At 71.2% G+C, this 21005-nt stretch carries 18 protein-coding genes and 1 tRNA gene; 5 read left to right on the top strand and 14 right to left on the bottom strand.

What is annotated here, in order from left to right; all coding sequences use genetic code 11:
• Nucleotides 1-36: 36 nt before the first annotated feature.
• Complete coding sequence (locus KA711_16500) at nt 37-1014, top strand: tRNA-dihydrouridine synthase (protein MCM0610571.1); 978 nt, start codon at nt 37-39, stop codon at nt 1012-1014.
• 268 nt (nt 1015-1282) lie between these two features.
• On the opposite strand, the gene KA711_16495 is transcribed toward KA711_16500, so the two are convergent.
• Nucleotides 1283-2680 (bottom strand): leucyl aminopeptidase family protein, encoded by a 1398-nt coding sequence (locus tag KA711_16495; GenBank protein MCM0610570.1) that lies wholly within the window; start codon nt 2678-2680, stop codon nt 1283-1285.
• Between the two features lie 171 nt (nt 2681-2851).
• Here KA711_16495 and KA711_16490 point away from each other — a divergent pair, with 171 nt between their 5' ends.
• Nucleotides 2852-3202 carry a hypothetical protein gene (locus KA711_16490; protein ID MCM0610569.1) on the top strand — a complete coding sequence of 117 codons (351 nt, stop codon included), beginning with the start codon at nt 2852-2854 and terminating at the stop codon, nt 3200-3202.
• Between the two features lie 3 nt (nt 3203-3205).
• On the opposite strand, the gene KA711_16485 is transcribed toward KA711_16490, so the two are convergent.
• Nucleotides 3206-3976 (bottom strand): SapC family protein, encoded by a 771-nt coding sequence (locus tag KA711_16485; GenBank protein MCM0610568.1) that lies wholly within the window; start codon nt 3974-3976, stop codon nt 3206-3208.
• On the bottom strand, nt 3973-5274 hold the full coding sequence (locus KA711_16480) for an HlyC/CorC family transporter (GenBank protein MCM0610567.1): 1302 nt from the start codon (nt 5272-5274) through the stop codon (nt 3973-3975). Before KA711_16480 ends, KA711_16485 begins: the two co-directional genes overlap by 4 nt.
• Nucleotides 5275-5336: 62 nt before the next feature.
• Between KA711_16480 and KA711_16475 the strand changes: the two genes are divergently transcribed.
• Nucleotides 5337-6161, top strand: a complete 825-nt coding sequence (locus tag KA711_16475) for a symmetrical bis(5'-nucleosyl)-tetraphosphatase (protein MCM0610566.1) — start codon at nt 5337-5339, stop codon at nt 6159-6161.
• Between the two features lie 14 nt (nt 6162-6175).
• Nucleotides 6176-6263, top strand: a tRNA-Ser gene (locus tag KA711_16470).
• A 24-nt stretch (nt 6264-6287) separates the two neighbouring features.
• On the opposite strand, the gene KA711_16465 is transcribed toward KA711_16470, so the two are convergent.
• From KA711_16465 to KA711_16430, 8 genes are all read right to left on the bottom strand, one after another.
• On the bottom strand, nt 6288-6896 hold the full coding sequence (locus KA711_16465; protein ID MCM0610565.1) for a heme-binding protein: 609 nt from the start codon (nt 6894-6896) through the stop codon (nt 6288-6290).
• Between the two features lie 35 nt (nt 6897-6931).
• Nucleotides 6932-7459 (bottom strand): DUF2796 domain-containing protein, encoded by a 528-nt coding sequence (locus KA711_16460; GenBank protein MCM0610564.1) that lies wholly within the window; start codon nt 7457-7459, stop codon nt 6932-6934.
• A 26-nt stretch (nt 7460-7485) separates the two neighbouring features.
• Nucleotides 7486-8406 carry a zinc ABC transporter substrate-binding protein gene (locus tag KA711_16455; protein MCM0610563.1) on the bottom strand — a complete coding sequence of 307 codons (921 nt, stop codon included), beginning with the start codon at nt 8404-8406 and terminating at the stop codon, nt 7486-7488.
• Nucleotides 8407-8411: 5 nt separating this feature from the next.
• Nucleotides 8412-9275, bottom strand: a complete 864-nt coding sequence (locus KA711_16450; GenBank protein MCM0610562.1) for a metal ABC transporter permease — start codon at nt 9273-9275, stop codon at nt 8412-8414.
• Nucleotides 9276-9284: 9 nt separating this feature from the next.
• Nucleotides 9285-10142, bottom strand: coding sequence for an ABC transporter ATP-binding protein (locus KA711_16445; protein ID MCM0610561.1), 858 nt, complete (start codon nt 10140-10142; stop codon nt 9285-9287).
• A 212-nt stretch (nt 10143-10354) separates the two neighbouring features.
• Nucleotides 10355-12022: a GGDEF domain-containing protein gene (locus tag KA711_16440; GenBank protein ID MCM0610560.1), complete on the bottom strand. Its 1668-nt coding sequence runs from the start codon at nt 12020-12022 to the stop codon at nt 10355-10357.
• 24 nt (nt 12023-12046) lie between these two features.
• Nucleotides 12047-14251 carry an EAL domain-containing protein gene (locus KA711_16435; protein ID MCM0610559.1) on the bottom strand — a complete coding sequence of 735 codons (2205 nt, stop codon included), beginning with the start codon at nt 14249-14251 and terminating at the stop codon, nt 12047-12049.
• Nucleotides 14252-14282: 31 nt separating this feature from the next.
• A complete protein-coding gene (locus KA711_16430) occupies nt 14283-14657 on the bottom strand; it encodes an Hpt domain-containing protein (protein MCM0610558.1) in 375 nt (124 codons plus the stop codon).
• A 190-nt stretch (nt 14658-14847) separates the two neighbouring features.
• On the opposite strand from KA711_16430, the gene KA711_16425 reads away from it, so the two are divergent.
• On the top strand, nt 14848-16113 hold the full coding sequence (locus KA711_16425) for a hypothetical protein (protein MCM0610557.1): 1266 nt from the start codon (nt 14848-14850) through the stop codon (nt 16111-16113).
• A 16-nt stretch (nt 16114-16129) separates the two neighbouring features.
• On the opposite strand, the gene KA711_16420 is transcribed toward KA711_16425, so the two are convergent.
• The 3 genes from KA711_16420 to KA711_16410 are packed head-to-tail and all read right to left on the bottom strand — an operon-like array spanning nt 16130 to nt 20986.
• Nucleotides 16130-16786 (bottom strand): response regulator, encoded by a 657-nt coding sequence (locus KA711_16420; GenBank protein MCM0610556.1) that lies wholly within the window; start codon nt 16784-16786, stop codon nt 16130-16132.
• A 10-nt stretch (nt 16787-16796) separates the two neighbouring features.
• Nucleotides 16797-20087 carry a PAS domain S-box protein gene (locus KA711_16415; protein MCM0610555.1) on the bottom strand — a complete coding sequence of 1097 codons (3291 nt, stop codon included), beginning with the start codon at nt 20085-20087 and terminating at the stop codon, nt 16797-16799.
• Nucleotides 20084-20986, bottom strand: a complete 903-nt coding sequence (locus KA711_16410; protein ID MCM0610554.1) for an HDOD domain-containing protein — start codon at nt 20984-20986, stop codon at nt 20084-20086. Before KA711_16410 ends, KA711_16415 begins: the two co-directional genes overlap by 4 nt.
• Nucleotides 20987-21005 lie beyond the last annotated feature (19 nt).

Raw genomic sequence — 21005 nt, 5'->3', positions numbered from 1 at the left:
GCCGCTTCCCCGCCCCGCCTGATCCTGCTCGCCCCAATGGAGGGCGTGCTCGACCACAGCCTGCGCGACGTGATCACGCGCGTGGGCGGCATCGACCGCTGCGTCTCGGAATTCATCCGCGTCACCGACCGCCTGCTGCCGGCGCGCGTGTTCCTGCGGCTGATGCCCGAGCTGCAACATGGCAGCCGCACGCCGGCCGGCGTGCCGGTGCGCGCGCAGCTGCTGGGATCCGACCCGGCCGTGCTGGCCGACAACGCCGCCCGCCTGGCCGAGCTGGGCGCCGAGGGTGTGGACCTGAACTTCGGCTGCCCGGCCAAGACCGTGAACCGCCACCGCGGCGGCGCCGTGTTGCTGGACGAGCCCGAGCTCGTGCACGCCATCGTCGCCGCCGTGCGCCGCGCCGTCCCGGCCACTGTGCCCGTGAGCGCCAAGATGCGCCTGGGCCACCGCGACGAAGAGAGGCTGCTCGACAACGCCCGCGGCATCGCCGCCGCGGGCGCGCAGGAGCTGGTGGTGCATGCACGCACCAAGGTCCACGGCTACCGCCCGCCGGCCTACTGGGACCGCATCGCCCGCGTGCGCGAGGCGCTGGCCGGCAGCGGTACGCGCGTCGTGGCCAACGGCGAGGTGTGGACTGAGGACGAGGCCCGCCAGTGCCTGTCCGAGAGCGGCTGCGACGCGCTGATGCTCGGGCGCGGCCTCGTTGCCGACCCCGGCCTGGCGCTCGCCGTGCGCGGCGCGGCGGCGCCGGGCTGGGCGCAGATCGCCCCGCTGCTGACGCTGTACGCCGAGCTCGTGCGCCCGAGAGTGGCGCCGCGCCACCGCGGTGGCCGGCTCAAGCAGTGGATCAACCAGCTGCGCCGCCGCCACCCACAGGCGCAGGCCCTGTACGACGCCGTGCGCACCTTGCACGACGCCGACGCGCTGGAGCAGGTGGTGCGGGCCATGACGGCGCCCACGGCGCCCGACATGGAAAAAGCCCGCGGGCCTGTGCAGCACGCGGACTTCGTCTGAAACCAAGACTTCAGGCGGCGGTGACGGGTTCCAAGTTTCCGCCCATTGATGCGGCCGATTCCCGCCTGAGGTGCTTCGCAGTGTGCCGCAACGCGGTGACGGCGATGTGACGAACTGCGGGCTGAATCAGGGCCAGTTGCGGCGCGTCATCCACGCTTCGACAGGCTCAGCGCGAACGGATCTCCCTCCCGTTCGGGCTGAGCCTGTCGAAGCCCTGCCGGCACACCACCGACGCTTCGACAGGCTCAGCGCGACCGGCATGGGAGGTTCACGCGCCGAAGCGCCGCTGCAGGTAGGCCAGCAAGGTGCGCAGCGTCTGCGCCTCGCCGCCCACCGGCCGGCCAGGACGGGCCTGGTCGTTCCAGGCGAAGAGGTCCAGGTGCAGCCATTCCTGGCCCGCAGGCACGAAGTCCTCGAGGAAGAGCGCCGCGGTGATGGCGCCAGCCAGCCCGCCGCGGCCGGTGTTGACGATGTCGGCAATGTCGCTCTCGATCAGCCCGTGGTAGCCGGCCCACAGCGGCAGGTGCCACAGCGGGTCGCCGATCTGCAGGCCCAGGTCGACGATCTCGCGCGCCTGGGCCGTGTCGCGGCAGAAGAGGGCCGGCAGCTGCGCGCCCAGCGCGATGCGCGCCGCGCCGGTGAGCGTGGCCATGTCCACCATCAGCGCCGGCTGGCTCTCGGCGCCAAAGGCCAGCGCGTCGCTCAGGATCACGCGGCCCTCGGCGTCGGTGTTGCCGATCTCGATGTGCAGGCCCTTGCGCGTCTTGAACACGTCGCCCGGGCGGAAGGCGTTGCCGGCGATGGCGTTTTCCACCGCAGGAATGAGCAGCTGCACGCGCAGCGGCAGCTCCAGCGCCATCACCAGCTGCGCCAGGCCCAGCGCGTGCGCGGCGCCGCCCATGTCCTTCTTCATCAGGCGCATGCCCTCGGCGCTCTTGATGTCCAGACCGCCGCTGTCGAAACACACGCCCTTGCCGACGATCGTCACCAGCGGGTGCTTCGGGCGGCCCCAGGTGAGCTCGATGAGGCGCGGCGCGCGCCCGCTGGCGGCATCGGCCGCGCGGCCCACGGCGTGAATGGCGGGGAAGTTCTGCGCCAGCAGCTCGTCGCCCACCACCTGGCGGAACTTGGCGCCGTGCTGCTGAGCCACCAGGCGCACGGCCTCGGCCAGCGCGCCCGGGCCCAGCTGCTCGGCCGGCGTGTTGACCAGGTCGCGCGTGGCTGCCATGGCCTCGGCCACGATGAGCGCGCGGCGCGCCTCGTCGGTGGACGACAGCGTCAGCTCGGCCGGTTCGCGGCGTGCGGGCTTGAAGAGGTCGAAGGTGTAGCCGCCCAGCTCCCACGACAGCGCCGCGGTGCCGTCGTCCAGCGCCACGCCGCCCTCGGGCACCGGGGCCAGGTGGTAGGCGCCCGCGGGCAGCGCCTTGGGCAGGCTGGCCAGCGCAAAGGGGTCAGCACCCGAGCGCACGCCGGCCAGCACCGAGGCGGGCCTGCCGTCGGCGCCAGGCACCAGAACGTGCGTGTCAGGGCTGCCGCTGAAGCCCAGCGCCTGTACCCAGGCGCGGCCGGCCGGCTCCAGCGCAGCCAGGGTCGTGGCCAGGCGCTCGCGGTCGACGACGTGGATCGGAACACTGCCCTTGCGGGGCTTGGCGAGGCGAACGCTCATGGGTCACGGCCGGCGGCAGTCGAAGAAGGCGCGGATTGTGGCCCCACCGTCCGCGCCGGCCCGGCGTCGATACGCACCACGCCGGCACCGCCCGTCGCACCCGCCTTGCACGCTGGACGCAGCGGCCCGAACATGCCGCACCGGATTGACTCAAGCCTTGGAGCAGCGCCCATGAACCCGTTCAAGATCGTCACGCGCCCTGTGAAGGACGTGCTGGATGCGCTCGTGATGCCGTTCCGCGCGCTGTTCGTCGTCGGCATCACGGGTGTCATCAACTACATGACCTACAGCGGCACCTGGTGGTTCAAGTGGGTGGCGCTGGGCATGGGCATTGCTGTGCTGGCGAGCCTGGGGCGGGCGCTCAAGTCGCTGCTGCTCCTGGGGTTGGTGGCCTGGGTGGGCTGGAAGATCTGGCAGCGTTATGGCGACGACGCCCGCCGCCGCTTCGACGATTGGGTCGAGCGCACCGGACCCAGGGCGGCCGAGGTGGTGGCGGCCCTGCGCCGCCCGGCCGGTGCCTGAGGTTCAGGCCGCCGGCACGGCGGCTGGGGCTGGTGCCGCGGCAGCACGCTCGACATGCCAGTCCACCAGGCGCCGCATGTTGCCCATGCTGGCCCAGTGCAGGTGCATCAGGCCCAACAGCCCGTTGCGATGCAGCTCGCCCACCACGTCGTCGGGCAGAGCTGTCACCTTCTTGTCGTCCAGCGTCATGAAGCCGTCAACCGTGTGCTTGCTGCCGTCGGGCAAGGTCACGTCGAAGCGCATGTCCTGGAACAGACCCAGCTCCTGGAAGCGCTTGCACGTGGCGCGCGTGCGCTGGACTTCGTTTTCCAGCATCTCGAGCTGGCCTTGCACCTTCTTCAGCAGCTCGGTGGGCTGGCCCTGGGGGTCGAACAGCGTCTGGCCCTCGGCCTGCTGGGCGCCGTGCCAGTCGGCGTCGTAGCAGACGGCGAACTTCTGCTCGTCGAGCCGGGCAACGCAAAAGGGGTACAGGCGCAGCAGCGCCGGCATGTAGCGGGCGCGCCACTGATCGCCGGCCAGGTAGAGGTTGCTGTTCTGCGTCAGGCCCAGCACAGCGATCGGGGCAATGGCATCGCTGCCGTCGGGCTCGGTGCCGGCCTTCACGAACACGATCGGGAACTCGAGGCAGACGTCGATGAACTCCACGGCCGCCACGAACAACGCGTTCAGCTGACTGGCCACGCTCCAGTCGGTGACCGGCAGCTGCAGCTTGAGCTCGCGGTGCAAGGCACTGTCCAGTCCCTTGGGCTTGCGGTGCAGGTTCTGATTGATCAAGAGTCTTCTCCAGGGGTTTCGGTGCGGGTGGCCAACACCTTGTCGACACGTTTGCCGTCGAGGTCGACGACCTCGAAGCGCCAGCCTTCCCACAGCACCGTGTCCGCGGTGCGGGGCAGCCGGCCCAGCAGCAGCATGATCATGCCAGCCAAGGTGTTGTAGCGGCCGCGGTCCTCTTCGGGAAGCTCCTTGATCTCGAGCCGGTCCTTCAGCTCCGGCACCGGGATCAGGCCGTCCATCAACCAGCCGCCTTCGGGGCGCTTGACGGCCCAGGCGTCCTCGTCGGTGGGCGCACCGAACTCGCCGGTGATGGCTTCGAGCAGGTCGCGCTCGCTGATCAAGCCCTGCACGGCGCCGTACTCGTCGACCACGAACACCAGGTCGGTGCCAGCGGCGCGGAAGTGGTCGAGCAGTTCCATGCCCGACAGCGTCTCGGGCACGAACACCGACGTGTCCAGGTGGGTTGCCAGATCGGGCTCGCCGCCCTGCACGGCCACCGGCAGCAGCCGCGCCACGCTGAGCACGCCCCGCACGTCGTCCAGGGAGCCCCGGCACACTGGATAGCGGCTGTGGCCGCTGTCGGCCACCACCGCCAGCAACTCGGCCAGCGTCGCCGACTCGTCGAGCCAGACGATTTCGGCGCGCGGCACCATCATCGAGCCGATCTGACGGTCATCGAGCCGGAACACATTGCGCACCATCTGATGCTCTTGCGCCTCGATGACGCCCGCGTCCAGACCCTCCTCGAGCTGCGCCGCGATCTCCTCTTCGGTGACGGCACGCGTCGGTCCGCCGCGGATGCCCAGAAGCCGCAGAACGCCTTCGGTGGCCAGGCTCAGGAACGCCACCAGCGGCCGCGTGGCCGTGCTCAGCCAGTTCATCGGCGTGGCCACCAGGCGGGCGACGGCCTCCGGGTACATCTGGCCCAGCCGCTTGGGCACCAGCTCGCCGAAGATGATGGTCAGCACCGTGATCACCACCACCACCAGCGCGGTGGCGCCGAAGCGCGCCATCTCGGGATTGAACGCAAAGGCCTGCACCAGCCAGACGGCGAAGGGTTCGGCGAACGCGCCCTCTCCGACAATGCCGTTGAGCACCCCGATCGAGGTGATGCCGATCTGCACCGTCGACAGGAACTTGGTCGGGTTCTCGTGCAGGTCCATTGCGGCCTGCGCGCCCGAATCCCCGCTCTCCACCATCACCTGCAGCCGCGCCTTGCGGGCCGCGGTCAGCGCCATCTCGCTCATCGCGAAGGCCGCGTTCAAGAGGATCAAGAAGGTCAGAAGCGCAACGTCCATGCAGGCCGCCGGCAATTGGCGGTCGTCGGTCGAGAGGGGCGGCAGCGTAGCAGAATGCCCGTATGCATCTGTTCATCGGCGACGTCCAGGGCTGCGACGACGCGCTGGCGCGCCTGCTGGCCGAGGCCGGAGCCAGCCCCTCGCGACACCGCCTCGTGCTGCTGGGCGATCTCGTCAACCGCGGCCCCGCCTCGCTGGCCGTGCTTCGCCGCGTGTCGGCCTGGGGCGACTCTGCGGTGCGGCTGCTGGGCAACCACGACCTGCACCTGCTGGCTGTGGCCCACGGCGCGCGCCATCGCCACCGCGACGACAGCTTCGGCGACGTGCTGGCCGCCCCGGATGCCGCGGCCTGGATCGACTGGCTGCGCCACGGCCGCCTGGCCGTGCGCGAGGCCGGCTGGCTGTGCGTGCACGCCGGCCTGCTGCCGGCCTGGGACGGCAACCAGACTCTGGCGCTGGCCGCCGAGGTCGAGGCGCTGCTGCGCGACCCGGCCTTGGCCGACTTCCTGCCGCGCATGTACGGCAACACCCCCACACGCTGGGACGAGGGCTTGCGCGGCGACGACCGCCACCGGATCGTCATCAATGCGCTGACACGGCTGCGGTTTTGCAGCGCCGACGGCGACATGAACTTTAAGCTGAAGGAGGCTGCCGGCACCGCCCCGCCCGGGCTGATGCCCTGGTTCGAGGTGCCGGGCCGGGCCAGCCAGGCCGAGCGCATCGCCTTCGGGCACTGGAGCACGCTGGGCCTGAAGCTGGAGCCGCAGCTGATGGCGCTGGACACCGGCTGCGTCTGGGGCGGCGCGCTCAGCGCGGCCTGCGTCGACGGTGAGCGCGTCGAACTGCTGCAGGTGCCTTGCACGGCCCAGCGCCAGCCCGGAACCTAGAATCTCGCACGTCCGGAGGCTTGGGGGAGCGGTTTAACCCAGCAGTCTTGAAAACTGCCGGCCCGCAAGGGCCCGTGAGTTCGAATCTCACAGCCTCCGCCACGGCGACGCGGACCAACACCCGGATCAGCGCACCGCCAGCCAGATCTCGTTGCGGCGCAGGAACCAGGGCGTCATCGGGCCGTTGTAGCGCGCCCAGACCGGCTCGCCCTCGGTGGCCACGCCGGCCGCCGCCAGGGCCGCCCGCAAGGCCTGAACGTGCTCGTCGTAGCGGGCCTGCGACCAGCTGCCCGAGTAGCGGATGACGGCCCAGGTGGCTGCCGGCTCCTCGCGCAGGCGCACGCGCGGGTCCAGCGGCTCGGGCGCGGTGGCCAGCGTCACGCCAGCGGGCAGCACGAACTGCACCCGCGTGCCCGCGCGCGTGGCGCTCTGCGTCACCGGGGCCGTCATCGCCATCTTCACCGGCGCCGCGGTCTGCGTCACGGGCGCCGTCATCGCGAACTTCCGCTCGCCCTTGTTCTTGCCGAAGATGTAGCCGGCCAGGATGGGGAAGGCCCGGTTGCCGGCCTCGGCGGCACCGACGTCGAGCTCGACCTCGGCCACGGCATAGGGCTGGTAGAGGCGCAGCTCGACGCGCTCGTCGATGTTGCGCACGAGCGCGTACCGGGGTTCCTCGACGGCCGGCGCCGCGGCAGGCAGGAGGGTCACGAGCAGGAGCCCGAGTAGTCGCTTCACGCCGTCGAGCTTACGCCACCCGGCAGCTGGCAGCGTCAGCGCGACAGGACGACGCGGCGCTGCCCCTTGCGCAGCGTCTGCCTGGCCGGGCCGCTGCCGCCGGCCACCTGCACCTCGATGCGCTCGGTGCGAAGGAAGGCCTCGAACAGCAGCAAGTCCACGCCCTGCAGCGCGGCCGGCGCCTGGCAACGCCACTCGACACGGGCCTCGACATCGGCGTGGCCGGTGTCCTTCTCGCCCGGCTGCGCCGCGCCAGCGAGCTTGCCCGGCACGATGGTCACCGTGCCGGCGGTGCACCCGGCAGCGGCATCGGGCCGCAGCCAGCGCGGGGCCTCGCGCAGCAGCGCCAGGGCCGCGGCGGCGGCGGTGGTCTCGGCGCCCGGTCGTGGGCGGCGCTCGTGGCCCACGAGGCTGTCCTGCGGGGTCACCAGCTCCACCGCGAGCAAGGGCCCGTCGATCGCCAGGTTCAGGGTCATGACGCCGTGCACGTGGGCCTTGTGGGCCGTGGCGGGCACGGCCGTGATCGCCAGGGCCACGAGGACAAGGGCAGGAACGATGGGCATGGGACGACTCCGGGTGGTGTGGCCGGTCAGCGCGTGCGCAGCGCCTCGACCATGAGCCGCGTGTTGTGGCGCATCAGCGCCTCATAGCTGGCCGTCGGCCCGTCGGGCGGCGACAGCGAATCGCTGTACAGCCGCCCGGCGGGCCTGAGGCCCGTTTCGCGGCCGATCTGTTCGATCAGCCGCGGGTCGGCGATGCTCTCGACGAAGAGTGCGCGGATGCCCTCGGCGCGGATCTGCCGCACCAGCTGGGCCACCCCGCGCGCCGAGGCCTCCGCCTCGGTGCTCAGGCCCTGCGGCGACAAGAAGCGCACGCCGTAGGCCGCGGCGTAGTACCCGAAAGCGTCGTGCGAGGTGATGAGCTTGCGCTCGGCCGGCGCCAGGCCGGCCCACTGGGCGCGGATCTCGGCGTCCAGGGACTGCAGCCGGGCGGCGTAGGCCTCGGCGCGCCTGCGGTAACCGGCGCAGCCCTCGGCGTCGGCCTCGCACAGCGCATCGGCGATGAGCGGCACCCACTGCCGCACCCGGCCAACGTCCTGCCAGGTGTGCGGGTCGATGTCGTGTTGGTGGCCATGACGGTCGGCACCCGGTGCAGCACGCAGCGGCGGCGGCAGCGACGCGGCCTCGGCCACGCGCAGCTCGCGGCCACGGAAGCCGGCCGCCTTGAGCAGCCGCGGCATCCAACCCTCGAAGCCCAGGCCGTGCGACACCACGAGGCGGGCTTGCGCCACCTGCCGCGCCTGGGCGGGGGTGGGCTGCAACACGTGCGCGTCACTGCCCGGCCCTACGAGCACCTTGACGGCGACCCGATCGCCGCCGACCTGGGACACCACATCACCCAGGATGCTGAAGCTGGCCACCACCGGCAGCGGCGGCACGCTCGCCGCGGCCGCGTTGCCGGCCAGGGCCATGCCCAGCGCCGTCACCACGGCGACGATCGAAACTCGCATCACGTTCAAGCCCTCAGGTGGCGAGCCGGTGGCCGCGAGGCCGAACGCAGCCCGCGCGGCGCCAGCAGCACCGACACGATGTAGATCATCCCCAGGCTCAGCACGATGGCCGGACCGGTGGGCAGTTCATGGTGGTACGACAGCGCCAGCCCGGCACTGCTGCCGACGGCGCACAGCGCGCCCGCCAGCATCAGCAGCGTCGGCAGCCGCCGCACCCACAGCCGCGCCGCGGCGGCCGGCAGGATCATCATGCCGACCGACAGCAGCGTGCCCAGGGCATGGAAACCGGCCACGAGGTTCAGCACCAGCAGCACCAGAAAACCGTAGTGTGCCAACGGGCTGAGCCGGCTGACCGAGCGCAGGTAGGCCGGATCCACGCATTCCAGCACCAGTGGACGCTGCAGCAGCCACAAGCCCGCCGCCGTGAGGATGGCGACCAGGCCCAGCAGGGCCAACGTGGGGTCGTCGAGCGCCAACACGCTGCCAAAGAGCACGCGCAGCAGGTCGACATTGCGGCCCTGGCTGGAGATGATCAGCACGCCCGCGGCCAGCGACAGCAGGTAGAAGGCGGCCAGGCTGGCGTCTTCGCGCAGCACGGTGCTGCGCGCCACCAGGCCCGACAGCAACACCACCGCCAGGCCAGCCACCAGCCCACCGACCGTCATCGCTCCCAGGCTCAGGCCCGAGACGAGGTAGCCCAAGGCTGCGCCGGGCAGGATGGCATGCGCCATGGCGTCGCCGGTCAGGCTCATGCGGCGCAGCAGCAGGAACACGCCCACCAGCGGCGCGCTCACACTCAGCAGCAGGCAACCCAGCAGGGCCCGCTGCATGAAGCCGAACTCGGCGTAGGGGTTCCAGGGCAGATCCATCGGCCGCCTTCAGTGGGTGTGGTCGCCGTGCGCATGCGCCCGCGGGTGGGCGTGCGGGTGGGGGTGCAAGCGGGCGTCCTCGCGTCCCGGCGCCGCCGGCCCAGGCGCCTCGCACGGCTTGGCGTGGTCGTCGAAGGCCTCCACCAGGCCCGACGCGCGCAGCAGGTTGGCCGGCGCCAAAACCTCGGCCGTGGGCCCGGCGGCAATGGCCTCGCGCGCCAGCAGCAAGGTGCGTGGGAACACACGGCGCACCAGCGCCAGGTCGTGCAGCACGACGACCACGGTGCGGCCCTGGGCGTGCCAGACCCGCACCAGCTCAAGCAGATGGTCGGCCGTGGGCTCGTCGACGGCGGCGAAGGGCTCGTCGAGCAGGATGAGTTGGGCGTCGCGCAGCATCAACCGCGCGAACAGAACGCGCTGGAACTGGCCGCCCGACAGCGTGTCGAGCGTGCGGCGGTCGAAGCCGTCGAGACCCACCTCGGCCAGCGCGTCGCGGCACCGTTGCAGCCGCGCGCGGCCCAGGCGCCCCCAGGCGCCGATCTCGTGCCAAAGGCCCATGGCCACGGTGTCGATGACCGTGACCGGAAAGCTGCGGTCGATGTCGGCCTGCTGCGGCAGGTAGGCGGTGCGCGCGCCGGCCTGCGCCTGGGCCGACCGCTCGATGCGCCCGCCCATCGGCGGCAGCACGCCGGCCAGCGCCTTGAGCAGCGTCGACTTGCCCGCGCCATTGGGGCCTACGACGGCCAGCAACTCTCCCGCGGCCACGTCGAGCTGCAGGTGGTGCACCGCCGGGTGGCGGTCGTAGCCGACCGTCAGGTCGAGCAGGCGCAGGTCTGGCGCAGCAACAGTCGGGGTGGGGGCCCTCATGAGCAGGTGGGTCTCGGCTTTGTTGAGACGAGATTATCAACTCAGGACGTTTACCCCGACCGGCTGATGATGGCCATGGGCTCAGGACGCGAGGCTGGCGCCGTGACCAAACAAACGTCCACCGCAGGTTGTTTGTCGACATCTCGCACCCGCCAACCGGTCTGATCGCTGTCACCGAAGGCATCCTCCGGCCGAGAGACGCGAGGACGGACTCAGCGGAGCAAGCAGGTGCGGTTCTTGCCGGTTCGCTTGGCCTCATAGAGCGCGCGGTCGGCACGCTCCAGCGCCAGATCCAGGGCTTCGCCGCTTCGCCAGGCCGTGACGCCACCCGAGAAGGTGACGAAGACCTCACCGCCCTCGTGCAGAAACAGGGCCTCGGAGAGGCTGCGCTGCAGCCGCGTCAATGCCTGGCGCGCCTCCTCGACGCCGGTGCCCGGCATCAGCACCACGAACTCCTCACCCCCGAAGCGGGCGAAGTGGTCCTCAGGGCGCAGACGCTGGCGCACCGCGGAGGCCAACGACCTCAGCGCCTCGTCGCCGGCGGCATGGCCCAGGGTGTCGTTGAGCTTCTTGAAGTTGTCGATGTCGATCAGGCCCACCGCCAGCAGCGGCTCGCTGCCGCTGGCGGCCTCACGGTCGCAGCGCGCCACTTCAGCCTCGAAGGCCAGCATCAGGCCGCGGCGGTTGGCCACCTGCGTCAGCAGGTCGGTGGAGACCTCGTCCGACAGCCGCTTGAGCTCGGCCTCGAGTGCCCGCACGCGCGCCTCGAGCTCGCCTGCCCGGGCCTGGTCGGCCTGCAGCTTCTCCTTCGAGCGCGTGACCGCACCGTGCACCGTGCGCGTGTCGTCGAGCAGGGCCTGCACCACCTGGGCCAGCCCGGGCAACGAGTCGGCCGCGGCGATGGCCTCGGCGTGCTGCTCGGTGGCCAGCTGGAAGCGGCCGGTATGCTCGCCGAGGTCGCCCACCTCGCGCACCATGTCCTGCATCAGCAGCTTGAGCGCCTCGCGGGCGGCGCGGCGTTCGCCGAGCATGCCGCGCTGGCGCTGGCGCGTCTCGGCCAGCAACGACTGCGCGGCACGCAGGCCCCGCACGCTGCGATCACCGGCCACGGCGGCGCGCAGGCGCCCGCACTGACCCTGCACCCAGCCGTCGTCCTCGGTGAGCTCGGAAAGGCCCTCGGTCAGCTCGTGGCAGAGCGCTGCCAGCCGCTCGACGATGCGGTGCCCTCGTCCGAGCAACTCGCTGGCCTCGTCGCACAGCACCGACACCGACAGCACATGCGCCGCAGTGGCCCCGTCGGCCGCGATGGCCTCGGCCACCGCGGCCAGGCGCTGCGCAAGTGCAGCGGCGTCGGGCTCGGCAGCCGGCAGTGCCACACGCAGCGTGCCGGCCAGGGACGCCACGATCGCGTTCCAGGTCCCCATGTCACCGGCCGACACCGGCACCGGCATCGGCGACGGCGACTCGGCGGCGGCCGGAGGCAGGCCGCCGTCCTCCAGGCCGCTGATCACCGGGTCAGCCGCCTGATCGGTCTCCCAGGCCGTCATCAGAGCGCCCAGGCGCTGCTGCAGGCGGACGGCATCGCTGCGGCTGCCATCCAGCACGCGCTGCAGGCTGTCGCGCCGGCGGGCCTGCGTCCACTGGCGACCGCCCCGCGGCAGCTGGCGCGCAAGGCGCTCGAAGAGCTGTACCCAGGCCATGCCGATGGCGCGCGAGTCGGCGGCGGGAGGCACTGCCGCCACCGGCCCGCCGGCTTCCTCGGCGTAGGCCCGGGCGAAGTGCTCGGGGGTGGGTTCGAGCTGGGCCTGGGCGAGGCGTCGCAGCGCACCCTTGGCCAGCTGGGCCGGCGTCGGTCGCTCCGCAGGCGCGGGACCGGCCATCGCGCTGACGGCCACCGCCACGGCTCAACCGTTGGCCTGCAGCGGCTGGCCGTCGTCGTCGGCCATCACCGCCAGGAGCTGCCGGTTCTGATCGATCCAGCGTTCCAGCTCAACCGCCGGCAGCGCACGGCTGAACTTGAAGCCCTGCATCACCGTGCAGCCCAAGCGCTGCAGAACCCGCAGCTGGCGGTCGGTCTCTACGCCCTCGGCCACCACACGCAGCCCCAGAGCGCGTGCCAGCGCGATGATGGCCGTGACCACCGCCGTGCTCTTGGGTGCAAGGTCGAGCTCACGCACGAAGCTGCGGTCGATCTTGAGCTCGGCGATCGGCAGCTGGGAAAGGTAGGCCAGGCTCGAGTAGCCCATGCCGAAGTCGTCGATCGCGATCTCGACCCCAATGTCCTTGAGCCGGTGGATCGAAGGGATCACGCTCTGGAGATCCTTCATCAGGTTGTCCTCGGTGATCTCAAGGTGGATCATGCGGTGCGGCACGCCGGCCTGGCACACGTACTCGTGGATGCGCTCGACGAGGTCGGAGCGCTCGAACATCCGGCTGGGCATGTTCACCGCAATGGCATCGTCGAAACCGAACGAGTCCACCCACAACCGGGCCTGGCGCGAGGCCTCGCGCAGCGCCCACTCCGACATCGGCACGATGAGACCGGTGTCCTCGGCCAGCGGGATGAACTCCCCCGGCGGCACCAGCCGGCCCTGGCGCTGCCAGCGCATCAGCGCTTCGACCTTGGACACGCGGCCCGCCAGGACGTCGATCTGCGGCTGGTAGTGCAGCACCAGCTCGTCTCGCTCGATGGCCTTGTGCAGCGCCGTCTCGAGCTCCAGCTTCTCGCGGCCCCGCCCGGCGAGCATGGGGTTGAACACCGCTGCGGCATTCTTGCCCTGGTTCTTGACCGAATACATCGCCACGTCGGCGTTGCGCAGCAGGTCGACAACGCTGACGCCGTCGCGCGGGTAGATCGCCACGCCCACGCTGGCGGTGACGAAGCACTCCTGCCCGGCCACGAGGAAGGGCTCGCGCAGCTCGTCCAGCACCCGCTGGGCGACACGCTCCGCGTCGGCGTCGGCGTCGACCTCGGGCAGCAGCGCGACGAACTCGTCGCCGCCCAGCCGGCCCACGGCCTCGAGCGAGCGGTGAGAGCGCAGCCCAGCGCTGTCCATCGAGCCGTCGAGCACCGCTTCGGAGTGGCGCACGCAGGCCACCAGCCTGCGGCCCACCTGCAGCAGCAACTCATCGCCGGCACCGTGGCCGAGCGTGTCGTTGATCACCTTGAAGCGGTCGAGATCGATCAGCAGCAGCGCAAACTGGTGATGCAGCTGCTTGGCATGCTCGAGCGCCCGCTCGGCGCGCAGGATCAGCTGGCGACGGTTGGGCAGGCCGGTGAGCGCGTCGAAGTTGGCCAGGCGACGGATCTCGTCCTCGGCCTGGCGGCGCTCGGTCACATCCTGAACGATGCCGCGGTAGGCCGAGGCGCGACCGGCCTCGTTGAACTCGGGCTCGGCCTCGACGTGCACGATGCGCGCGCGGCCATCGAGCAGCACGGTGGGCACGTCGATGGCCACCGGCGACATGTGACGCAGCGCCCTGTGCAGTTCGTCGGACAGCTTGCGGCGTGAATCGACCGGGACCATGCGCAGCAGCGCGCGCAGCGAGATCGAATCCTGGGGCGGGTAGCCGAAGACCCGAAGCGCCTCGGGCGCGAGCCGGAAGCCGGAATGGCGCCGCGTCTGCAGGCTGCCCATGCGGGCGAGATCCTGGGCGCGCGCAAGCTCGGCGCGGCTTCGCTCCAGCTCCATCCGGGTGCGGCTGGCGCGCAGCAGGTAACGCAGGCGTCCGTCGAGCAGGCTCCACTGGTTGCTCTTCACGAAGAAGTCTGTCGCGCCGACGTTGTACGCCTTCGTGATCGAGGCGTCGTCGTCCAGGCCGGTCAGCATCAACACGGGGAGGTTCTCCAGACCCGGCATGCGGCGCAGCGAGCGACAGGTGTCGAAGCCGTCAAGTCCCGGCATCATGGCGTCGAGCAGCACCACGTCGAAGGTCTGCTGCCGAAGCAGTTTCAGCGCCTGCTCCCCGCCGGCAGCCTCGGTGATGCGGAACCCGCGTTCGCGAAGGGCCAGCGCCGTGAACAGGAGATTGACTTCGTCGTCGTCGACGAGGAGGACCGCAGGCTGTTCGGGAAGGCCGTCGTCCACCTGGAGCGGAGCGGATGTCATTGGCGCGCGTGGGGCTGGGCAGCGGGTGGTTTTACCCGCGGAGAATAGTGGCGACCGATTGCTGTGCCGCCTCTGCGAGCGCGACGAGCCGGTGGATTTCGTGGCGTAAGTTCGCTACCTGGCCACCGCGCAGCCGCGCCTCGACGTCAGCGCAGGCCTGTGCCAGCGAGAGCGCACCGGCGCTGGCCGACGAACTCTTCAGCGTGTGCGCGATGCTTGCCACGATGACCGGATCGGCCGTGTCAGTCTGCAATTGCAGCTGCGCGATCATGCGCGCGAGCGAGGTCTCGTAGGCCGTGAGCACCCGCCGGACCACGCCTTGGCGGCCGTCAGGATCAAGCTCCCGCAATCGGGTCAGCGCCTGCTCGTCCAGCGGCTCGGGCTTGGGGTCGGGGTCAGCGCTCATGGCTTCTGTTTCGCGGGGGTGAGTCAAGGCCGGTCGGTTGATGCGCCCGGGCCGCAGCATAACCATCACAGGCGCTGCTCAAGCCCTGCAGGCGATTGACGCCCACCGCTGCAGTTTCGGCCCCTGCCGGCCCGAACTTGAGCCCATGGTCGGATTCCGATGCGCAGCGCGCGGTCCCTAGAATCCTCGAATGCCTTGGACCCACCCGCTGCGCAGTCGGCCGTCAACGCCGACGCGCCCCGCGCTGCGACAGGCCGCGCTGCGACAGGCCGCGGTGTCAGCCGCGGTGACGGCCGCGCTGCTGTCGGCCGCCACCGCCGCCGACGCCGATACCGCGCTGGCCCCGGTGGCCGGCGCCACACTGGGAGCGGTGGCCGTGGCGCTGGGCGCTCTGGCCGCGGTGCTGGCCTATCGCCTGGGGCGCCAGGCGCGCGACCCTCGCGAAACTGAGGTGCCGGGCAAGGCCTTGCCCATGCACGTCCCGGTCAACCCGGCCTGCCTGGCACAGGCCGAGGCGCTGACCGACGCCCTTCCGGCGCCGGCCGTGCTCCTGGTGTCGAACGGGGCCGAATGGCAGTGTCGGCACGCCAACGCCGCGGCCCGCCGGACCTGGCCGCAGGCAGACGGCGACAACTGGCCGGGCGGGCTGCACGAGCGCCTGGCTGGGCCGACTGCCGCCGCGGCCGATGACGCATGGCAGCTGTTGGCGGGGCCGTCCTGGCTGCTGGCCTGGCACGCAGCGGCGGCGCTGTCCGTGGCCAGTGCCGATTCCAAGCGGCGGTCCGAGTCTGAGAGCTTCGGCTTCACGCTGTCGCACGACCTGCGTGCACCGCTGCGTGTGGTCGAGGGCTTCGCGCGGATCGTGAAGGAAGACTACGGCACGCAGCTCGACCGCGTCGGCAATGACCACCTCGACCGCGTGATCGGCGCCGCCGCGCGGATGAACCTGATGATCGACGCGATGCTCTCGCTGGCCCGGCTGTCGCAGCAGCCGTTGACGCGCCAGCGGGTGAACCTGTCGCAGCTGGCCGGCCTGGTAGTCGAGGAATTGCGGCGCAGCGCGCCCGATCGCGTCGTCGAAGTGGATATCGAGCCCGCCCTGCAGGCCGATGGCGACCCGACGTTGCTGCGCCTGGTGCTCGACAACCTGTTGGGCAACGCCTGGAAGTACACGGCCAAGGCCACGCACCCGCTCATCGAAGTGCGGAGCGAGCCGCCCAGTGGCAAGGGCGGGATGGGCTTCGTGGTGCGAGACAACGGCGCCGGCTTCGACATGCGCTCGGCCGACCGCCTGTTCGGCCTCTTTCAGCGCCTGCACAGCGCCAGCGACTTCCCGGGCCACGGGGTGGGCCTGGCCTCGGTTCGCCGCATCGTTGAACGCCACGGCGGGCGGGTATGGGCGGATTCCGTCCCCGGTCGCGGGGCCAGCTTCCACGTCGTGCTGGGTGCGGGCTGAGCTTGCGGCCGGCCGGTCAGGCCGACAACTGCTCCACGGCCACGAGCAGCCGGGCAGCCTGTTGCGCCAGTGCCAGGCCCTGCTCCTGGGCCTGACGCTGCAGGCGCTGCAGTGCCTGCGACCGCGTGAGCGAGAAGCGGTGCATCAGCACACCGACCGCCAGCGGCACCGGGTCAGCCAGCGGGTCAGCCCGAGGCTCGGCCAGGGGAACGGCCGTCGCATAGCCGGCGGCGTCGCGCCGCGACGTCCGGGCCGGCAGGCCTTCGCTGCGCAGGCGCCCGAAGGCGGCCTCGACGGCCGGCACGATCTGCCCCACCTCGAGCGGCTTCACCAGATAGGCGATGGCACCCAGCGCCTTTACGGTGGCCAATGTCGGCTCGTCAGAAAAGGCCGACAAGAACATGAATGGGATGCCGTACTTGTCGCGCAGCGTCTCGGCCACATCAAAGCCGGTCATGCCCGGCATGCGGATATCGAGCAGCGCCAGCGCGGGCCGGTGCTGGCGCGCCAAGAGGATGGCATCGTCGCCGTTTTCAGCGTCGATGACCTCGTAGCCGGCATCGGCAAGGCCCTGGGAGACGGTGGCCAGGACCAGCCTGTCATCGTCGACGACGAGCACCCGGCCCTTGCTGGCCGGGGCAGGCGGGGACAGGGCGTTGGGGGCATCCACCATCTGCGGATTGTCACCGATCGGGGTCGGCCGCCCATGGCGTCGGCAACCGCACCGCCGGCGCCTGCAGCTCGATGACGGCCACCACCTCCTGACCCTGCTGCTCGAGCCTGAGGCGGCCGCTTCGCCGCGGCAGAAGGGCCCTGACCAGGCCCAGACCGGCCACCGCGCTGCGCCCGGTGCGCTGCAGCTCGAAGCCCTCGGGCAGGCGGCCCTGCGAGGCAATGCCCAGCACCACGGCCTCGCCGTCAACCGCCAAGGTGCAGCGCACGTCGCCGCCCTGGCCGTGGCGTATGGCGTTGCTCAGCAGCTCATTGAGGATCAGCGCGATCGGGATCGATTCGTTCTCCGGCAGCTCGTGCGGCACCTCGCCCCGCACCTGCACATCGATCGTGCGGCCGGACATGCGCGCCATCGATGCGGTCACCGCGCGCAGCAGACCTGTCAGGGCCAGCGGGCCCGCGCGTCCCATCTGCAGGCCGTAAACCTGGGCGATGGCCTGCACCTGGCCCACCGCATCGGTCAGGATGTCCTTCACCGCCGGGTGCTTGCCGGCGGTCTGCATCAACAGGCCCGCCACGCCCTGCAGGTTGTTCTTGATGCGGTGGTGAACCTCGCGCACCAGGGTCTCGCGCTGGGCGATCGCGGCCAGCAGGCGTGCCTGCTCCGCGGCGCGCTGCTCGGTGACATCACTGGCCACCAGCAACACCAGCCGCGAACCAGGCTCGCCGGGCTCCGACAGCGGCGCCAGCCGACAGTCCCACACCCGCGCGTCGGCGGCATCGTCGCCACCACTGCGCCACTCGTGGCGCTGCTGGACACCACCCGCCACGACACTCCGAAGCCACCCGGCGAGCGCATCCGCCAGGGCCGGGTCGGCCACGACCGCACCGACCGCGTCGCCGCGGCCCGCGAACAGCCCGGCCCCGAGGAAGGCCCCGGCCGTCTGATTGGCCTGGCGCACGACCTGCGTGTCGGCGTCGAACAGCGCGATGGCGGCCGGCGCGGTCTCGATCACGCGCTGCAGGGAGGCCTGGGCCTCGGCGATGCGCAGTTCGGCCTGGCGGCGCCGCTCGATGTCGAGGAGCGCGAAGGTCACCTCGCGACCACCGCTCAGGCCCCGGCTGAGCACGGCGTTGCCGGCCACCCAGAACTCGCGCCCGTCGCGGCCGCGCAGACGGCACTCGAAAGTCTCGGCCGTGCCTTCCTGCAGCACCGCCAGCCAGTCGTCGCGGCGCAGCGGGTGCCCGGGCTCGGAGGTGGCCACGATCGACGTCGGCTCGCCAAGGAGGTCGGCCAGCTCGCCGGCAAACATGCGCCGCGCCGAGCGGTTCATCCACTCGATGCCGCGCTCGGAGACGGTGACAATGCCGACCAGCACCGAGTCCAGGATGGCGCGCGTGCGCTCGGCCTGCTCGCTGAGCGACTCGCGCGCGCGCCTGCGCTCGTCAATGTCGACGAAACTGCTGATCACCCCAGCGCCTGCCTCCTCGGGGTCGACCTGGCGCACCGCCACCTGCACCCAGACGTGCCGGCCGTCACGTCGCTTCAGCAGCCGCTCGCCCACGAAGCGGGCCTCGGCCCGCAGTCCCTGGTCGATGCGCGCCTCGAAGTCGACGCAGCTTCGGGTGTCGGGGTAGAGCTCTGCCGGGTCGAGCAGGGCCAGCTCGGTGGCGCTCCAGCCGCTGAGCAGGACCATGGCCTGGTTGGCGCGTTCGATGCGTGTGCCTCGCTGCCAGACGATGCCGACCTCGGAGACGTTGAACATCAGCTCGCGATCACGCACCGACTTCTCGAGCTCGGCCTGCTGCATCTTCAGCCGGGTGATGTCGGTGAGCACGGCCACCGCCTCGGCCTGGTCGCCTGCCGGGCCGACTCGTCGCACGCTGAACGAGAACCAACGGGGCGGGGCCTCGTCGCGTACCAAGGGCAGCTCGGCCTCGAAGCTGCCGCCCTCGGCCAGCGCCACCAGCGCGTCCTGCACGGCACGCACCGGCCCTATGCTGCGGGCCAGGATCTCCTTGAGTGAGGCTCCGGCAGCGGCCCCGACCGCGAAGCCCAGCATGCGCTCGAAGCGACGGTTGCAACGGACCAGCGCAAGGCCGCGCAGGTAGGCCACGCCGGCTGGCGAGCTGTCGAGGATGGTTGTCATCTCGTGCATCAGCCGCTCGTTGCGCAGGTTGGCACCGTGCCGGTCGGTGACGTCGCGGGTGATGACCGATGTCGTGCGGCCGACAGCGCCGCCGAGATTCGGGCTGACACGGGTGTGCAGCCAGCGCAGCCCCAGCTGCGCGTGGCGCACGGCGTAAGTCACGTCGACCGCTTCGCCGGCCTTCAGCGCCTGCAGCAGCCGCTCGTAGTCGGGCCGCGACTCGGGCAGCACGCTGTCGCGGCCCACGCCCACCAGCGCGCTGGCCTGCGTGGCCTCGCCGCCCGGCTGTGCAGCGGGCCCGGCCGGTAGCGGTTGCAGCCAACCTTGGGCTGGGTCGAAGGTCGACACACCGATGCTGCCGCTGTCCATGAGCAGCGCCAGCTCGCGATGCGCGCGGTCGCGCTCGTCTTCCGCGCTGCGGTCCTGCACCACGGCCATGACGCGCGTTTGGCCCGGCCAGCCTTGCTGACGAGCGAGTCTGGCGCACACCCGTCGCCTGCCCTGGGGCCCCGGCAATGCGGCTTGGCGCTCGACGGCGTCTTCGCCTTCGGCCAGCGCGGGCTCGAGCATGCCACCAGTGGCCGTCGACACCCAAGCGAGCAGACGCTGCAGCTCGGGCAACGCATCGGCCAGTGCCGCCGGCACGCGGCCGACAAGGGTCTCGAACGCCGCATTGCTGCGCAGCACCAGCCCGCGGCTGTCGTACACCACCATGCCCACGGGACTGAGTTCGAACCAGCGCGCAATCTCGTCATCGGCGCGACGTGCCCGCTCGTGGACTTCGTGCCCGATGGGGTCGTCATGAAGCTGCACCAGCAACAAAGACGGCCGGCCCGGCACGCCGAGATCGACCGACGTCTGGACCAGCCAGCGCAATCGGCCATCGCCGTCGGGCAGGCGGCAACGCACAACCCCGCCGATGCCGCCCAGGCGCCGCTCCTGGCGCGCCCGTTCGCGGTCTTCGGGCGGCAGCCAGTCGACCGCATCCAGTCCGCGCAGGCGCTCGCGCGCCCGGCCCAGAAGCCGGGCGCAAGCCTCGTTGACGTCAACGACACGGAAGTCCGGCCCTTGCAGCCACATCGGCACCGCCGAGTCCCACAGCCCCGGCGGCAGCGCGGACGGGATCCCGGCGTCGCCGCTCGCGGCTGTCATCCTTCGAGGAGCTGCGCATGGCGCAGCGCGGACAGCAGTGCGCGGTTGACCTCATCCGGGCTGAGAAGCAGCCACTCGCTGCAGTCGCGGATGTCGAACAAGGACTCTCGCTCGATCGCACCGACCAGCTCCAGATAGGGGCTGTAGGGGCCGCCGCGCTCAGTCCCGGGCGTGGCGATCAGCGTCTGGCGCACGCGATCGGGCACCGGCACGGACTGGAGCAGATCGCCAAAGGGCTGCTGCAGCATCCTGTCGAGCAGCGAGAACACGCCGCAGATGAACATTTCGCCGCGCATCTCGGCGTCGCCCGGCGCGCGCCCGAGCGCCTCCATGAGCAGGCCGCGTCGCACGGCCGCGAACAGCAGTGGCTTGGCGTGGGCACCCGCGCTCGATGAGGCCAGCAGCAGCGACAGCCAGCGCTTGAGATGCGGATAGCCGAGCATCAAGATGGCGTGGCCGAAGCTCGTGAACTCCGCGCGGAGCCCAAAGGCCAGCGAGTTCAGGTGGCCCAGCAGCCGAAAGGCCAGCGTCGGATCTCGCCTGAGCACCGCCTCCAGCTGAGACACCGGCTGCTTGCGGTCGACGCCCTGGATCAGATCCATCACCATCTGCATTTCGGTCGCGACCTTGACACGCGAGCCGGCCGCCCGCGGCGGGTCGTCGACGGGCCAACCCTGCACCGCGACGGCGCCACAGCCAAACGCCGCATCGGCATCGGCCGTGGTGCGCGCGCCGGCCCGCACGGTGCTGACGGCGCGCAGGGCTTGGAGCGAAGCCGCCTGGGCCGGGTCGGGACTCGCCGGGAACAGCGTCAAGCGCGTGGCCAACACGGCGCGCTGTCGGTCGACGACGGGGCTGTAGCCCAGTACCAGCTGATCCAGAACCGGATGATCGAACATGGCGAGCGTGCCCCTCAGA

It is taken from the genome of Ideonella sp. WA131b (genome assembly GCA_023657425.1).
Taxonomy (GTDB): domain Bacteria; phylum Pseudomonadota; class Gammaproteobacteria; order Burkholderiales; family Burkholderiaceae_C; genus Rubrivivax.
This window is presented reverse-complemented; position numbering and strand designations above follow the sequence as displayed.

What these genes read in the sequence shown, in the direction of transcription:
- KA711_16500 (MCM0610571.1), top strand. Translation starts at nt 37, where the DNA reads ATGGAGGGCGTGCTCGACCACAGCCTGCGCGACGTGATCACGCGCGTG.
- KA711_16410 (MCM0610554.1), bottom strand. Translation starts at nt 20,986, where the DNA reads ATGTTCGATCATCCGGTTCTGGATCAGCTGGTACTGGGCTACAGCCCC.
- KA711_16480 (MCM0610567.1), bottom strand. Translation starts at nt 5,274, where the DNA reads ATGGACGTTGCGCTTCTGACCTTCTTGATCCTCTTGAACGCGGCCTTC.
- KA711_16455 (MCM0610563.1), bottom strand. Translation starts at nt 8,406, where the DNA reads ATGCGAGTTTCGATCGTCGCCGTGGTGACGGCGCTGGGCATGGCCCTG.
- KA711_16450 (MCM0610562.1), bottom strand. Translation starts at nt 9,275, where the DNA reads ATGGATCTGCCCTGGAACCCCTACGCCGAGTTCGGCTTCATGCAGCGG.
- KA711_16430 (MCM0610558.1), bottom strand. Translation starts at nt 14,657, where the DNA reads ATGAGCGCTGACCCCGACCCCAAGCCCGAGCCGCTGGACGAGCAGGCG.
- KA711_16425 (MCM0610557.1), top strand. Translation starts at nt 14,848, where the DNA reads ATGCCTTGGACCCACCCGCTGCGCAGTCGGCCGTCAACGCCGACGCGC.
- KA711_16420 (MCM0610556.1), bottom strand. Translation starts at nt 16,786, where the DNA reads ATGGTGGATGCCCCCAACGCCCTGTCCCCGCCTGCCCCGGCCAGCAAG.
- KA711_16445 (MCM0610561.1), bottom strand. Translation starts at nt 10,142, where the DNA reads ATGAGGGCCCCCACCCCGACTGTTGCTGCGCCAGACCTGCGCCTGCTC.
- KA711_16460 (MCM0610564.1), bottom strand. Translation starts at nt 7,459, where the DNA reads ATGCCCATCGTTCCTGCCCTTGTCCTCGTGGCCCTGGCGATCACGGCC.
- KA711_16440 (MCM0610560.1), bottom strand. Translation starts at nt 12,022, where the DNA reads ATGGCCGGTCCCGCGCCTGCGGAGCGACCGACGCCGGCCCAGCTGGCC.
- KA711_16475 (MCM0610566.1), top strand. Translation starts at nt 5,337, where the DNA reads ATGCATCTGTTCATCGGCGACGTCCAGGGCTGCGACGACGCGCTGGCG.
- KA711_16490 (MCM0610569.1), top strand. Translation starts at nt 2,852, where the DNA reads ATGAACCCGTTCAAGATCGTCACGCGCCCTGTGAAGGACGTGCTGGAT.
- KA711_16495 (MCM0610570.1), bottom strand. Translation starts at nt 2,680, where the DNA reads ATGAGCGTTCGCCTCGCCAAGCCCCGCAAGGGCAGTGTTCCGATCCAC.
- KA711_16435 (MCM0610559.1), bottom strand. Translation starts at nt 14,251, where the DNA reads ATGACATCCGCTCCGCTCCAGGTGGACGACGGCCTTCCCGAACAGCCT.
- KA711_16415 (MCM0610555.1), bottom strand. Translation starts at nt 20,087, where the DNA reads ATGACAGCCGCGAGCGGCGACGCCGGGATCCCGTCCGCGCTGCCGCCG.